The sequence below is a fragment of the Peribacillus sp. JNUCC 23 genome (assembly GCF_053653995.1).
Genome location: NZ_CM132202.1, coordinates 2,115,074 through 2,130,368, shown reverse-complemented (window position 1 = coordinate 2,130,368; position 15,295 = coordinate 2,115,074). Strand labels below are relative to the sequence as shown.

Annotated in this window: 13 protein-coding genes and 1 pseudogene; 1 reads left to right on the top strand and 13 read right to left on the bottom strand. The window is 37.2% G+C overall.

All coding sequences use genetic code 11. The features are described 5' to 3' along the window. Window positions 1-183: 183 nt before the first annotated feature. The 8 genes and pseudogenes from vanY to JNUCC23_RS10160 form a co-directional block, all read right to left on the bottom strand. Window positions 184-1,062, bottom strand: coding sequence for a VanY-A/VanY-F/VanY-M family D-Ala-D-Ala carboxypeptidase (vanY, locus tag JNUCC23_RS10195; protein ID WP_454215601.1), 879 nt, complete (start codon window positions 1,060-1,062; stop codon window positions 184-186). Window positions 1,063-1,166: 104 nt separating this feature from the next. Then, on the bottom strand, window positions 1,167-2,279 hold the full coding sequence (locus tag JNUCC23_RS10190; protein WP_454215599.1) for an ATP-binding protein: 1,113 nt from the start codon (window positions 2,277-2,279) through the stop codon (window positions 1,167-1,169). Then, the gene (vanR, locus tag JNUCC23_RS10185) at window positions 2,272-2,967 is read right to left on the bottom strand and encodes a vancomycin resistance response regulator transcription factor, VanR-F/VanR-M family (RefSeq protein WP_454215597.1); all 696 of its coding nucleotides are present in this window, start codon (window positions 2,965-2,967) and stop codon (window positions 2,272-2,274) included. Before vanR ends, JNUCC23_RS10190 begins: the two co-directional genes overlap by 8 nt. Window positions 2,968-3,172: 205 nt before the next feature. Then, window positions 3,173-3,643 (bottom strand): annotated as a pseudogene (locus JNUCC23_RS10180) (recombinase family protein); the annotation flags it as partial. Window positions 3,644-3,966: 323 nt separating this feature from the next. Next, window positions 3,967-5,241 carry a group II intron reverse transcriptase/maturase gene (gene ltrA / locus JNUCC23_RS10175; protein ID WP_454215595.1) on the bottom strand — a complete coding sequence of 425 codons (1,275 nt, stop codon included), beginning with the start codon at window positions 5,239-5,241 and terminating at the stop codon, window positions 3,967-3,969. A 657-nt stretch (window positions 5,242-5,898) separates the two neighbouring features. Then, on the bottom strand, window positions 5,899-6,444 hold the full coding sequence (locus JNUCC23_RS10170; protein WP_454215593.1) for a GNAT family N-acetyltransferase: 546 nt from the start codon (window positions 6,442-6,444) through the stop codon (window positions 5,899-5,901). Window positions 6,445-7,338: 894 nt separating this feature from the next. Then, a complete protein-coding gene (acsA, locus tag JNUCC23_RS10165; protein WP_454215591.1) occupies window positions 7,339-9,042 on the bottom strand; it encodes an acetate--CoA ligase in 1,704 nt (567 codons plus the stop codon). 103 nt (window positions 9,043-9,145) lie between these two features. Then, on the bottom strand, window positions 9,146-9,292 hold the full coding sequence (locus tag JNUCC23_RS10160) for a hypothetical protein (protein ID WP_403073879.1): 147 nt from the start codon (window positions 9,290-9,292) through the stop codon (window positions 9,146-9,148). Window positions 9,293-9,814: 522 nt separating this feature from the next. On the opposite strand from JNUCC23_RS10160, the gene JNUCC23_RS10155 reads away from it, so the two are divergent. Further along, window positions 9,815-10,357 carry an IS6 family transposase gene (locus tag JNUCC23_RS10155; protein ID WP_454216021.1) on the top strand — a complete coding sequence of 181 codons (543 nt, stop codon included), beginning with the start codon at window positions 9,815-9,817 and terminating at the stop codon, window positions 10,355-10,357. A gap of 65 nt (window positions 10,358-10,422) precedes the next feature. On the opposite strand, the gene JNUCC23_RS10150 is transcribed toward JNUCC23_RS10155, so the two are convergent. The 5 genes from JNUCC23_RS10150 to JNUCC23_RS10130 all read right to left on the bottom strand — a co-directional run bounded on the left by JNUCC23_RS10150 (window position 10,423) and on the right by JNUCC23_RS10130 (window position 15,247). Continuing rightward, window positions 10,423-11,475: an NADH-dependent flavin oxidoreductase gene (locus JNUCC23_RS10150; RefSeq protein ID WP_454215589.1), complete on the bottom strand. Its 1,053-nt coding sequence runs from the start codon at window positions 11,473-11,475 to the stop codon at window positions 10,423-10,425. 83 nt (window positions 11,476-11,558) lie between these two features. Continuing rightward, window positions 11,559-12,362, bottom strand: a complete 804-nt coding sequence (locus JNUCC23_RS10145) for a hypothetical protein (protein ID WP_454215587.1) — start codon at window positions 12,360-12,362, stop codon at window positions 11,559-11,561. A 48-nt stretch (window positions 12,363-12,410) separates the two neighbouring features. Further along, a complete protein-coding gene (locus tag JNUCC23_RS10140) occupies window positions 12,411-13,421 on the bottom strand; it encodes an LLM class flavin-dependent oxidoreductase (RefSeq protein WP_454215585.1) in 1,011 nt (336 codons plus the stop codon). Between the two features lie 92 nt (window positions 13,422-13,513). Next, window positions 13,514-14,191 carry an EthD domain-containing protein gene (locus tag JNUCC23_RS10135; RefSeq protein ID WP_454215583.1) on the bottom strand — a complete coding sequence of 226 codons (678 nt, stop codon included), beginning with the start codon at window positions 14,189-14,191 and terminating at the stop codon, window positions 13,514-13,516. A gap of 117 nt (window positions 14,192-14,308) precedes the next feature. Further along, the gene (locus JNUCC23_RS10130) at window positions 14,309-15,247 is read right to left on the bottom strand and encodes a nuclear transport factor 2 family protein (protein WP_454215581.1); all 939 of its coding nucleotides are present in this window, start codon (window positions 15,245-15,247) and stop codon (window positions 14,309-14,311) included. Window positions 15,248-15,295 lie beyond the last annotated feature (48 nt).

Genomic DNA, 15,295 nt, shown 5'->3' with positions numbered 1-15,295 from the left:
ATTCCTCGCAATCTCTTCTACAACTTAACATAATCTAATCTCTTAAATGTGTTCAAAGACCATGCCCACAAAAAGCTTCTTTCTTATTAGAGAACCGTACGATTGTGGAATAAGCTTTTGCTTTTAACCTTCCCCTTACATTTATTCGCTTTAGATATAAATTAAATTTTCTTTTTTTACTTATCATTCGTAAACGGTCAAAATTACTCCATCCATATTGTTACCTGAAATCTCAAAATAGCTATCATCCGGTACGTTAATCGTCCTGCTTTGAGAAATGGAGTAATAAGTAATCGAGTATTTTTCCCCATTAATACTTTCAGAAATGTGTTTTTCTTCTTTTAGGTAATCTAAATATTCTTCTAAAGCAAAATTCTTTTCCTTCATAATCGCACTATGTGGTAAACCAACATAGCGGAGATGCCATGGTTCATATTGAATTCCTGTTACATCCGTTTTATCCTTTGGATAGCGTAAAATGAACCCGTATTTCCAAGCGTTATTTTCTATCCACTTTCCTTCAGGTGCTTCAGCCATCTTCATTTGAGTAGATCCTACATCAAGCGATAAACCCAAATTGTGTTCGCTATAGCCGGCTGGCAACGCATAGGCAGAACCCATTTCTTGATAAAGTACACTTTGCTCATCAAAGTCTCGAAAGCCACTATTAATGGAGAAATTACGAACTCCTTCTTTTTCTGCAGCAGTAATCATCTCTGAAAATCTACGCGCTATACCCTCTGACAAATAAATTTTGCTATCTAACAATCCGTACCCCTTTGTCAATTCATTGTGCGTAGCTAGATTGATGACATCCGATTTTATACTTTCGGGGTGAACCGGATATTCACTGTTGACCAAAAGTAGATTACCTTGATAGATTTGTTCTTCTGTAATCTCTTTTTTTTGGAGATTTCCAGAAATCCTTCTATCCTCTACTTTATCATTTTCATATTGATCATAATTTTGTATTTCTTCTTTTGGTTCAAAAACCGGTTCAATATTTATGAAAGTTAAACATAAGCACAATAATAATAACAATAAAAATCCCCACTTCTTCATTTTTCAGTTTCCTCCTTGATTTAACTTGTTTATAGGATAGGAAAAACTTTTAAAATTAAAAGTGGGGTAAATATTAAATTTTTCTTAAATTTTTTACTTGGATTTTACACTTGATCATTTGGTTCACTTTCCTGTGGTAAACGAACTTCAAAAATCGTACTTATTAAACTACTTTCGACAGTAATCATTCCATTATGTTGCTCTACAATATTCTTTGCAATGAATAAACCGAGACCTGTACTATTTTCTTGATGAGTTCGTGCTTTGTCACCAGTATAAAGCATATCAAAAATATGAGGCAGTTCATCTGGAGGAATGGCATCCCCATAATTGATAACTTGAATAACTACTTCCTCTGAATCAATAAAACCGTTGATATCTACATACTGCCCCTCATACCCATAGCGATTTGCATTAATCAGAAGATTTTCAAACACACGTGCCAATAACTCTCCATCACCCATCATAGATAAAGGGGAAGTAATATTCATTCTTGCTATCAAATCGTTTTTCTCGAAGACAGGATACAACTCTTCTTTCAATTGAATAAGTAGCTCACTTAAATCGATTTGTTTCTTTTCAATTGGTAACATGCCATAATTCATCCTAGTTATTTCGAATAATTCATCAATCAACCTTTCTAAGCGTTGAGATTTGGTAAAGACAATCGTTAAATAATGCCTGATCTGATTTTCAGTCAAGCTATCATCCTTAAGGATTAAATCTAAATAACCTAAAACAGAGGTAAGAGGTGTGCGCAAATCATGAGCCAAATTTACTACTAACTGCTCTTTACTACTTTCCGAAAAGTCACCCCTTTCTATGGCTTGTTCCAATTTTTCACATGCCAGATTAATACCTTGTGCAATATCACTAAATTCATCATTTGACAATATTTGAACTCGATGCTTAAAGTCACCCTGAGCGAGATAATGAATTCCTTTTGAAATCTCAGTGAAATAGGCAGAATAGGGTTTTGTAAGTAAAAAGAAAAACAGTATCGAAAGCAGGATAAATAACAGTAAAAAGACGTTAAGCTCTCCAATATTTCCTATGATTTTGCGAAAATAAGCTAATGTATCTCCATAATTAACATTTGTATAATAATACAATTGGAGTACTTTAAAGAGTAGGTATGTTATGGCGCTAGACAACAACATGCTTAAACCTAACAACACTATCATTTTTGCACGAAAGCCTCGTAGTATTTTACCCATTGATTTTATAACCTACCCCCCATACAGTTTTTATCAATTTGTTTTTTCGTTTATCCTCTTCAAGTTTTTTCCGCAAAGTACGAATATGAACCATAACGGTATTCCCACCTTCATAGTATGCTTCCCCCCATACCTTCTGAAAAATATCTTCTGCACTATAAACTTTATTTGGATTACTGGCTAATAAATATAGAATTTTAAACTCTTTCGGTGTTAACTCAATATTCTTACCATATAGAGTAACTGTACGTTGTTCAGGAGAAATCGTTAATCCTCCAAATTCCAAGTTTGAGTTCTGTTTGGTTTTAGGTTGATTCAACTTCATAAAGCGCCGCAGCTGTGCATTTACCCGAGCTATCAATTCAATTGGTATAAATGGTTTCGTCATATAATCGTCTGCTCCAATCACGAGTCCCTGCACTTTATCAAAATCAGACGTTTTAGCGCTCAAAAAAATAATGGGCATATTATGTTTTTCGCGAATGCGACGTGTAACTTCGTATCCATCCATTTTCGGCATCATAATATCCAAAATCAGTAAATCAATTGGTTGAGCCTGGATAACATCAATGGTTTCTTGCCCATCCGATACCTTAATGACACGATACCCTTCTTTCTCTAAATGTATAGCAACCAAATCAGCAATTTCAACATCATCATCAGCTATTAATATTGTTATATTTTTCATTTACTCCACTCCTAGACAAAGTTATCATTAATCGTCAATAAGTCACACGAAATTGTATCATAAAAAACATCAGTTTTTGATAGTTAGTTCCGCAAAGTTAGTTTAACAGTGTGACAGTTAGTTGAATAATTTAGAGTCTTTATTTATATTCTATTGTTTCCTTTTCTTCTTTAAAAATATTGCCCATTAGCGGAATACAGAATGGCTAATTATTCACTTCTGATAATTTCCTGTATAATGAAGCCCTAGATACATTAGTAATTTCACAAATTTGTTTTACAGTCATATTTCCTTCTTTATATAGCTTTACCGCATAATTCATTCCTGCGTGATTTTTATGATACTTCTTTAATCGACCTCTAAACTTTCCTTCTTTCTTAGCCAATTCAATCCCTTCACGTTGTCGCATCCGAATAAGATCTTGCTCTAATTGGTTAACGCCAGCCATTACAGTAATTAAGAATTGGCTGTATGGATTATCTTCTGATAAATCAAGCCATGTATCTTTTAGTGATTTTAAGCCTGCCTTTTTATCTCGTATGTTATCGATTAATTCAAATAGATCTTGTGTACTACGAGTGATTCGAGTTAAGTCTGTAACATGAATGATGTCATCTTCCTGTAAATCCTCTAACATTTTTTGAAGTTGCTCGCGATCCTTTGTTGTTCCTGCAACTAGGGATAAAACGCCCACCATTAACCACATCTAACTTAAATTTTAAAATTGGTTTAATCGCTTATTATACTATCCTGCACTAGTAGTTGAATAAGGGATTTTCCGAATATATTATTTTGTATATTTAAGTACATTGAAAAAACCACCAAAAGGGTATTCTTCTTGAACTGATGTCACCCATTAGCTTAATAAGCTAGAATTTTATTTCAAGAAGAGTTTACATAATCACGCTTATAGGTAATCGAGTAGAGGGAAAATAAATTAATTTATTTTCGCCCCTCTCACAACACCGTACGTACGGATCGCGTATACGGCGTTTCAATTTATATTACAGTGTGTACTTTTAGATAATGTTCTAAAGCAGAAGGTATTCCCCTCTGCTTTAGTCTTTTATTTGAGATTGCTCTTTGAACAACTTTCGATAATCCTATATATCGGTAACCTTTTCGGCAGTAGGTTAATCCTTTCGCTTCTTCCTCCGGAATCCCTAGTTGAATTAGCGATTTGATTTGTTTATTCAGTACCTTCCATTGTTTCCAGATGATTACCCTAATTCTTGAGCGTATTTTCTTATCTGTTCGTTTCATCGCTTCTTTCATATTTGCTACTCTGAAGTAGTTTACCCAACCAAATATGACTTGTTTCAGTTTCAATATTCGGTAGTCTAAAGGAACACTCCAATTTCGCTTTGTCAATTGCCTAAGCTTCCTCTGAAGTTTCTGTACTGAACTTGAGTGAGGTCTCACTTGATATCTCTTACTCTTAGAATCGTAATAATACCCAAATCCTAAGAATTTTAACTCTATTGGACAAGAGACTTTACTCTTTTCGGCATTGACTATTAATCCTAATTTCTCTTCTATCAATCTCACGGTTGACTTCATCACTCTGTTCGCTGCTTTTTCACTCTTCATAAAGATAAGGGCGTCATCAGCGTATCTCACGAATTGGAGTCCTCTACTTTCTAATTCCTTATCCAATTCGTTCAACATAATATTACTCAACAGAGGGCTTAGATTACCTCCTTGCGGAGTGCCAACTGGTGTTTCTTCATATTTCCCATTCACCATAACCCCACTGACTAAGTATTTTCTTATTAGCGAAATGACATCTCCATCATTTATTGTGTTAGATATAATTCGCATGAGTTTATCATGGTGAACTGTATCAAAGAATCTTTCAAGATCAATATCCACTACCCAATCATATCCATCATTCAGAAATTCCAAGCTTTTAACAATTGCCATCTCACAACTTCTTTTTGGTCTAAAGCCGTAACTGAATTCACTGAACTTTTCTTCAAATATCGGACTGAGTACTTGATGAATGGCTTGTTGAACTACTCTATCCACTCCTGTTGGTATTCCCAATTTGCGCATCTTTCCATTTTCTTTTGGAATTTCCACTCTTAAGGCAGCTTGTGGTTGGTATTGTCTTGTTCTGATGCGTTTACGCAGCTCATCCTTATTCTCTTTTAGGTATTGTTTCAGTTCATCGACTGTTATTCCATCGACCCCACATGCACCTTTATTTCTATATACACGTAAGTAGGCTTCATTCATATTTTGATTGCTTAGAATCTGTTCTAAAAGTTCCACACTCGTTTCTCCTTTCCTCTCACGTAGTAAGTGATAGCTCCATTTTGGTTATCCTTTGAGATACGCTCATACTTTCACCATTAACACATTCGGAGTTCGTCACTTACGCATTCGCGGCGTTGAAACACTATAAATTGTTCAGCCCTTCATGATTTTACTCATTACTATGGCTTCTGCTGACTTCTTGCGACTAACCTTTTTCGACTGTACTACTGTACATCCGCAAGACCTCCCAGGGTAAGACAACTATCTTTCCTCTTTTACTCGCCTGATTTACCCTACAAAGTTACGCACATCTTTTGGACTTTGACTTGTCAGGGAGTCTCATCCCTTTATAGAGCCTTAGTATCAGATTTCTGTTCGTCGAGCCAAGATTTTATTCCACGCTTCCTTCCAGCCCTTACCTCACGATAAGTACCTTGCGCTTCCTTAGTGGTTGGTCGATGTGTACCCCCACAGTGGACTTTCACCACCTAGATAGTTGCCATGCCTGGCACACCTGAAAAAGGATCTTCGGTTGGAAGATCCTTTTAGCTGCTTATTCAATTAAAGCGCCCGATTGTGGAATATTGTACAACACTAAAACTGCAATATAGTTCATCAGTTATTTTGCTAAATACCCTGTTAGTTGAAGTAGGGTGTTGAACAATTGATAGTTTATTTCCATTCATTAGCCAAGAGTCCATAAATAACGTGGTCTACATAATGGTCATATAACCACTCTGCTTGTCTTATTTTTCCCTCTTCTTTGAAACCAAACCTTTCAGGTAGCGCTCTACTTTTTTTATTTTCAACTGCGACACTAATTTCAATTCGATTTAGTTTAAGGTCATTAAATCCGTAATCAATTAATGCTTTGAGTGCATTAGACATTATACCTTTACCTTGATATTTTTCACCTAACCAATAACCGACAACACCAATTTTGTTAGCCTTATGTATTTCATTAAATCCGATTGTACCTGCAATTTTCCCATTATATATAATAGCAAACGATAGAGGATATCCTCCATTATCAACAAGCTCATTACATCTTGATATAATATTTTGTGCAGTATCTTCTACACTCTTAGTATAATCGAGCCAACCAAGCCACTCTTTTAAATAGGATTTTGAACTAATTGTTAAATCGTAGAACTCCTCTGCGTCATCTTTGTTGAACAACCTCAAAGAGACTTCATCATCTATCTTATGTACCAACATAATCCCACTCCTCTTTCGATTATCATTATAGTAATTTCCAATTAAGACATCCTGACCTTTAGTTTAAGTATATTTAATCACAATTTTCTTTATATATTAACATAAATATCCAATTTTTCTTATTAAGCGATATTCAAGATAATAGCCCGATTGCGGAACAAGGTCCCAAAGGATCACATGAATACTCTATACAAAACTAGTTAACATAAGGTTAATCTCTCGGAAGTTCCGAAACATAAAACCCCTTGATGCTAAAGGGGTTCCGAATGGTCCATTTTTATCGTTTATACATGATTTTATAAATGGTTGATGAATCAACATTTTCGGTTTCTTCAGAAGCCTAGTAGCTGCATAAAAACGGAGTATTTTATGCAACTACTTCTTTCACTAAAGCACCAATTAGTTGAATTATCCTTTGGTTATTTTTCATTTTTCTTCCACATATTGAAGTTATAGATTAGCTGAACTGAAAAGGATATTAGGAAAAATAGTCCGAAAAGTACATTTGTTGTCATACTCCATTCTTTATAAAAATAAATTACAATTAATGCTAAAATTATTATAGGAAGACTTGTTAGGGTTCTAATCATCTTTCTTCTATAAGACAATTTAAAGTAATTTATTTTAAAACCTTCATCCACCTTAGCCGTCCCTTTAAAAATATATGTGAAATTCGATGATCGTTCATAAAACGATTTAGAAGTTTTATGAACGTTAATATCAACTGTTTTCAAACAGAAACACCCCGTTCATAAAAGTGTACTTTTACGAACGGGTTAACGATATCTATGCTATTTAAAGTAGAATGTGACTTCTTTATCCGTTCACTACTAGAATTCGGGCAGTATTGGACTTTGTCTTGTTTAGCAGACTCATCTGTCCCAATTCAGAAGATTAGACACCGACTTTTTGAAGTTCCCTTGCCTTTAATTCACGTCGAAGGATTTTTCCGCTAATCGGCGTCTTAGGCAACTCCTCAAGAAATTCAATTTCTCTTGGTGCTGCATGAGCTGCAAGTCCACTTCGTACAAATTGGCGGAGGTCTTGCAGTAACCCATCACTTGCTTCATAGCCATTCTTTAAGACGATAAACGCCTTCACGATTTCCCCTCTCACTGCGTCTGGTTTTCCAATGACACCCACTTCTGCAACAGCTGGATGTTCGATCAATTTACTCTCCACTTCAAACGGACCGATTCGTTCACCTGAAGAATTGATCATATCGTCGCTCCGGCCTTGGAAGAAGATATAGCCGTTGTCATCGATTGTCGCCAAATCACCAGACACAAACCACCCCTCGAACGGGAAGTACATCGAATACTTAGCAGGGTCTTTCCACACTTCCCGCATCATGGCAGGCCAATTTGCTTTCAAAGCTAAATTACCAACTTCACCAGGCGCAAGCTTTTCGCCATCTTCTCCTAGAATCGCCGCTTCAATTCCTGGAAATGGTCTTCCCATCGATCCTGGAATAATCTTCTCGGATGGCAGATTAACAATGAGTTGAGCCCCTGTTTCTGTCATCCACCACGTATCATGGATACGATTGGACAACGTTTTGATCCCCCAACGGATCACTTCTGGATTTAACGGCTCGCCCACGCTTAAAACATGCCGGATCTTTGACAAATCATAAGTCGCTGTCTTTCCATCCCCTTCCGCCATCAACATTCTGAAAGCCGTCGGCGCACTATACCAAACTGTGACACCAGATTTCTCCAACACGGAATACCATTCATCGGCATTAAATCTACCGCCGTGAATTATAATCGTTGCCCGGTTAAGTAGTGGTGCGAAAACACCGTATACCGTTCCTGTCACCCAACCAGGGTGGGCGGTGCACCAATACACATCCTCTTCTTTCAAATCCAATACCCATCTGCCTGTAATGTATTGTTGGATCATTGCTCGATGCGCATGGACAATTCCTTTCGGGCGACCTGTCGAACCACTCGTATAATGAATATTAAGCGCATGTTCTAAATCCACCCACTCGATGATTTCTTCTTCAACTTCAACAGCTCGCGCCTCCGCAAATAACGAAATCTCATCACTATTGCATTGTTCTGGTTCCGCCGTTATCAAAACCGTTTTCAGTGACGGCAATTCCGCACGCGGCACCCGTTTCATCAACTCTGGTGAAGTAATTAAATAAGTCCCCTCACAATCAGCAATCCGCTCCTTCACTGCATCTTCCATAAACGCTTCAAAAAGCGGTCCGACAACAGCACCAAGCTTAATTGCGGCGAGCATTGCGATATGGCAATCGGGATGCTTTGATAAAAAGATAAAGACGAAATCCCCTTTTTTCACCCCTTGCTTTTTCAAAACAGTAGCCCAGAGATCAGATTTCTCTTTCAATTCGCGATACGTTAATGTATACTCTTCATTTTCCCCAAAATAATGTAGCGCGACTTTCTCCCCAAACCCTTCCACGACATGGCGATCCACACATTCATAGGCCATATTCACTTTTCCAGTAACAGACCAACTAAAATTCGATTCAAGTTTTCCCCATGTGAAATCCTCTCTTGATGGAAGGTCAGCTGTTATATTATAATTTCCTTCATATGGATAAATCACTTCTTCATTTGCCATGTTTAGTCAACCGCCTTTTCGATATGTAATAGCTCTAGTATTTCCGCCTTTTTCGCTGCCAGAAACGAATTACCTCGATCCCGTGGTTTCACTACATCAATCGTCATTTCCGCCTGCAATGTCCCGGGCTGACCACGAGGATGAAAATCCCGTCACATAAGTAAAGTGCTTCGTCAATGTCATGCGTAACGACCACCATCGTCGTTAAACGTTTCTTTTGAATTTTTAACAATAAATCTTGCAGTTGCATTTTAGTGAAAGCATCCAGCGCACTATACGGTTCGTCAAGAAGTAAGACATCGGGCTGGCCAATAAGTGCACCTCCATTTGTTAGTTGTGTCTAACAATTGGGGTGCAGTTCATTTTGAGCGGGTGGCTGTTGTATTTTTATGATGTAATATTTACGCGGCCGACTTGTTTTGCGGGATGGCTATTAGTCAGTTGTTCATTTAATATTTTTGTTAATTTTCAGAATTATAGAACCGAGGTGTAGCTCGGTTTACCACTTAGATGTAAGTTAATTATGACATTGATAAATCAATATAGCATAACACCTGAATTCTATCGCTTGTTATAGCTTTAAACTATATCTATGATTATTATTCTGCGATCATTTCATAAATATTGTTATTCCGGTTCTGGTGCAAAAAGATTAAATTGATTGCAAGTAATCTCTAAATCTTGGACATACTGATACTATTACTCTAAAAGAGGGGGGGTGATCAGTATGGAAAAACAAAATTTGGTCAAATGGTAACATTATCAACCTGATATTATTTTATTAACGGTGAGATGGTATCTACGGTACAACCTTAGTTTTCGTGATTTAGTGGAAATGATGGAGGAGCGAGGCCTGTTGATCGCTCATACAACCATTATGCGTTGGGTTCATCAGTATAGTCCCAAATTAGATAAACGAATCCGTCGTCGTAAATCTAAAAATACCAAAGCAGCCAAGCGATTTTTCAAAAAAGCCTTGGCTGTTTGTCATTCTACAACACCACGTGTCGTTACTGTTGATAAAAATCCAGCGTATCCTTTAGCCATTGAACAGTTAAAAGAAGAAAAGATGATGCCTGAAGGCATCCAACTAAGGCAAGTTAAATATCTCAGCAATATCGTGGAGCAGGATCATCGCTTTATTAAAAAACGAATTCGCCCGATTCTTGGATTAAAGTCCTTACGGACTGCCAAACGAATTATTGCGGGGATAGAGGCTATGCACATGATCAAAAAAGGACAGACTCTCCAAAGGGAGATGTCTGTCCAAAATCAAAAAGAATTCATCCATCAACTGTTTGGACTAATTGCTTAGGATCAGGGGTCACTAGAAAACTTTCGCTTTTTTATATTTTCTTCAAGTATTTGCACCAGAACCTGTTAAAACACATTCCACATAGGTGCGGGAATGACTAATCGATTCTGATCACTATAGCGCATTTCTGTTATAATCTCACTTTCATTCCCTAATTCAATCTTTTTAATCCAATCCGGCTCCATAAGAAGTGCTCTTCCTAACGCAATTAATGGTATTCCAGATTCCAGCGCTTTAAGTGCATCATCGGCTGTCTGAATGGAACCTATCCCCATCACAGGTATACGATCTCCTACTTTTTGCATAATCCAATGCAGACGACTATTTGTAGCCGGTGCGCCTCTCCTAGGAACTGACCAAAAATCACCGCTTGATATGTGGAGATAATCTAATTCTTTATATGACAATTGATCCATTAATTCTAACGAATCAGCCATTGTAAATCCTAATGGGCCTGTTTCTTCAGGTGAAATACGATAGCCTACAAGAAAAGGCTTTTTTGCATGTTGTTTGACAGTTTGCAGAACTTGATCAACTACAGCCAATGGAAATTTCATCCGTTTTTCAAATGAACCACCCCAGTGATCGTCCCTTCTATTCGTCTGTGCAGAGAAAAATTGATGGATGAGATAATGGTTGGCACCGTGAATTTCAACACCATCGAAACCCGCGGCAATTGCACGTCGAGTTGCTTCGCCGAAATCTGTTATAAGTTGATCAATTTCCCCACTATTTAATGCACTGAGATATTCGTGTTGAGGGCTTGTTCGATCACGAAATACATTTTGAAAGCCAGCATGGAAAATTTGTAAAACTGCCGTGGTACCTTGTTTTTTTAATGTAGAAGCCAGCCGAGTTAAGCTAGGTATGGTGACATCTGTATCTGCTCCGAATCCACCATTCCAAGCTTTCCCGTCTAATGTTACGTGCGCACAAGCAGTAATGACCATTCCAACCCCATTTGCGCGACGACTATAATAATTAAGTTCATCTTCGGACACACTACCATCATCATAAGCTGATTTAGTCGTCATTGGTGCCATCGAAATACGGTTTTTTATCTTCACACCACTACGAAAAACATATGGTTCAAAAAGCGGTTTATATTGTGCTTTCATGTTTTCTTCAACCCTTTCTAAAAATAAAATTGCACACAATCTCATCTTAATTTGCTGACTTAGCTCTTCTTAATGCTTATTTCTTACTCTAGCAATTCATCTATTTGTAGATAGCGCTCTCCACTATCTTGAAGTTTTAATTTGTATTGTACAGAAGAACTTAGAGCCTCTCCTTTTACAACCCTTTTCCATATTGCTTTAATTTCAACTAACACTCTATTATCACTCAGTGTTTCAGTGTCAATACTCTCTATTTCATAGTGGCCATGTTGTATTTGGTTTGGTAACTGTCTCCTAAAATTAGTCCACCCTTCATAACTTTTTATACCCCCTCCTTCAGCGAAAATAAAAGGTTGTCCATCCTTTACCAATAATTCTTTAATTTCTTCAAGATTAAAATTTTCACGTAAATAAACCCATCGATATACGAAAGAGTGAACACGATTTTCCTGATATGAATCGGCAAATACTTTGTTAGGGTTATGCTCGGCAGGTGTTTTGTTAATAAATGTGAAAAGAGCTGAGTTATCTTCAGTGAATGTTACCAACGTCTGATAATGAATGATTGCTCCACCTATTTGATTACCTGCCTGAATGACTTGATAGGCCACTTTCATTCTTACTTCAGCTAAATCTTCACTTAATGGATTATAGATAAACTCTTTAATAAAATGAGAATCTACTTCCTCAGGGATGTTTGCCACCCATTCAGCAGCTGAGTCTTTTCCATCAGCCAACAAGTGTGAAGAAGCATGTAGAATTTTTATATCATCACTTAAAATTTCTAGTTGTTTGTTTATATCTTTATTTTCCCCTTCAAAATAGGCAAACCAACGATGTGCAATATCACGTGCAGCATGTTCTCTAATTTTTTCTCGAACATTCATATCATCTAATTACTCCTTTCTTACTCTAAGGTTGATAGAAGATATATGTTATTGATTAGATAAGTTAAATGCTTCTGCCAGTAACCAAATTGACTTCATGCGGTTATGGGCTCCAGAAATATTAGGTAAGATTGTTATTTCATTCGTACCATAAAGCTGAGCTAATTTTTCAATTTGATCTTTCACTTTTTCAGCATTCCCAACAAGTACACGATTTCGATTTCCCGAAATACGTTCCATTTCATGCAGACTATACGGATAGTCCATTGCTGTTTGAACAGATGGATAAGAAGTGGGTGGTTGTGATGATTCAGATTTGAGAAGCCACAAATCAAAAGCCTTAGCAATCTCCTCCGCCTCTTCATTTGTTTCAGCCACAACAGCAAATACCCCGATCATTACTTTAGGCTTTTCAAATAAAGATGATGGTTTAAAGTTCTCTCGATAATGTTTAACCGCGGCTAAGCCATCTCCAAATGGATTAATAAAATGGGCAAATGTAAATGCAGTCCCATTTTCAGCAGCGATGCTTGCACTCCCCCCGCCAGCTCCTAAAACCCACATTTCTGGTTTTGTATCAATGACAGGCGTAGCAATCAATCCATTAAAACGATGGCCTTCTGCAAATTCATCTGTTAAAAAACTTTTCAAATCTACAACTTGCTGCTCATATTGAAGTGGTCTTGATTTTTCTTCGTTTAAAGCATAGCTTACTAAACGGTTTGCCCCAGGCGCTCTCCCTATCCCCAAGTCAATACGATTTGGATACAATGCTTCTAACATACAAAAATTTTCAGCTACTTTATATGAACTATAGTGCGGAAGCATAACCCCTCCTGAACCAATTCGAATACGCTCCGTTGACGCTGCTAGGTGCATCATCAACATTTCAGGATTGCTACCAGCAAGCGATAACATTTGGTGATGCTCAGATACCCAAAATCTACTATAGCCAAGTTTGTCAGCTGTCTTTGCTAATTCAGTTGTTTGAAGTAACGCTTCGCGTGCATTATGACCTTCATCTATTGGAGAATAATCCAGTATATTTAATGAAATCATTATTTTCCACTCCCTGTTTGATTACTATTAATTAATTGGTACTCTACTATCCGTCCATACTTAGACAAGACTCCAGTAAGTTAGAATTAGCTTTAATGACTTTCTATAGTAAAAGTCGAAATTTCATCAATGAACACTCTGGCATGATCTATTGCCTTTATTGCTGTTGGAGCAGAAAACGCAGCATCCATACTTTCTTTGTCCCTGAACCAAAACTCTACAATCCCGTCAATTGGAAGCTCTTCGTAAGGTACAGATTTACCTGCTATAAGTCTATTTAAAACTAAATTTTGCGTATAACCTAAAACACCAGGAAATGTATGTGGAACCATTTCCGCATGCACCTTACACCATTCATATTCAAATTTTTCCGGACTAACATCAGCTGGACGTTTCAGAACTTGCATCATTTTATAGATACCTTTGTCTTCCGCTGTAGGTATAACTATATTCTGCTTTGTTACTACTGATTTTAAGTCACCCATATCACTTCTATTCAATGCATCGATTGCATTAGAGTTTGAAGCCTTCTCTGCTGATGACTGGTCATCAAACCATACTTTAAAAAAGGCTTCCACCCGTTCAGAGCTTCTAGGGTAGTCTTCGTTTCCAAGACCTGATGGTTGTGTAGATTCAACTACATAATTTTGTGCGTACTTTTGGAATCCATCCATCTGGGACATATTCACCTCATGTTCATCTAAATGTTTACGGAAATTGTCTGAGGAAACCCCTTCTTTTTTGTTAAATAGATCTATTCTTGCAATCATCATATACATCCTTTCTGTCTTGAAGATCTTAATTGATTAAAAATATTATAAGTATGTAAATAGGGACCTTTTCACACACAGTACATCCATTAGGTCAAAATAAATACGCAGGTCGTTTTAAGCTTTCCCCCTTTCAAATACGTTACCCTCGGTATAAAAGAACTTCTCAAATTTCCACTTACCGTCAATCTTACGTAAACTGCAATCATATGTGGCACTAAAAAAGTTCCGGTTAATCGTATCTTTCGTTACGTGAACTGGAGTGCGTCTAAAGATTTTCATATTTGCAACGTCCCCAATCACTTCTATTTCATAGTCTCCAATTGCATGATGCGAAGAAACACGACCAGATCTAAAAGTCGAAATCACAGTCATTAATTCTCTTTTATTGTCTATTCTCCCAACAGGGACTAAATTCGCTTCTAATTGTTCTGTAAAAAGGTCTTTCATAAGACCAATATCATGATCGGTAGCCCAAGCATATTGGGTATAAGCATCTAATATTTGTTCCTCATCAGAACCAAACTCATCCGATTTTGGGAACACACGCCACGGTGAATCTAATTCGCTAATTATTTTCGGAAGTGTCATGTTTGGAGACCATCCGATGGTTCTGCGTGGTTCTTTCCAATGCTGAATACCTGGGTTGGATCCTATCAACCAGTCCAGCTCAAATCGTAGATCAACAATTTCCCAGCCTTCATCTGTCAATTCATATGAGTTAGTAAAATAACCACCAAACCAGGCTTCTTGGTTATCCTCTTCTAATGTATCTACAACAAAGCCAGTTAGGTACGCTGACTGTTTCCCTATATTTCCTTCTGTGGCAGTATAATTGTTTGATATGAAATGCTTTACAACACTCTTTGAAAATATTGGGTTGGACAACCCTTTAATCGCTTCCTGCTTACCCTCTAAATCGCCAATATTACTAAAACTGATTTTCACATTATCCGACAGCAATTTCGCTATCGGTGAGATATCTCCAGCCTCCATACCTGATAAAAACTGCCCGAAAACACCTTCTATTGCGGCTCTTTTAGTTTGTTTTTTCATATTGTCTTGCATCCTTTCCTTTGGAACTAGGAGAAAACTCCCCCTAAC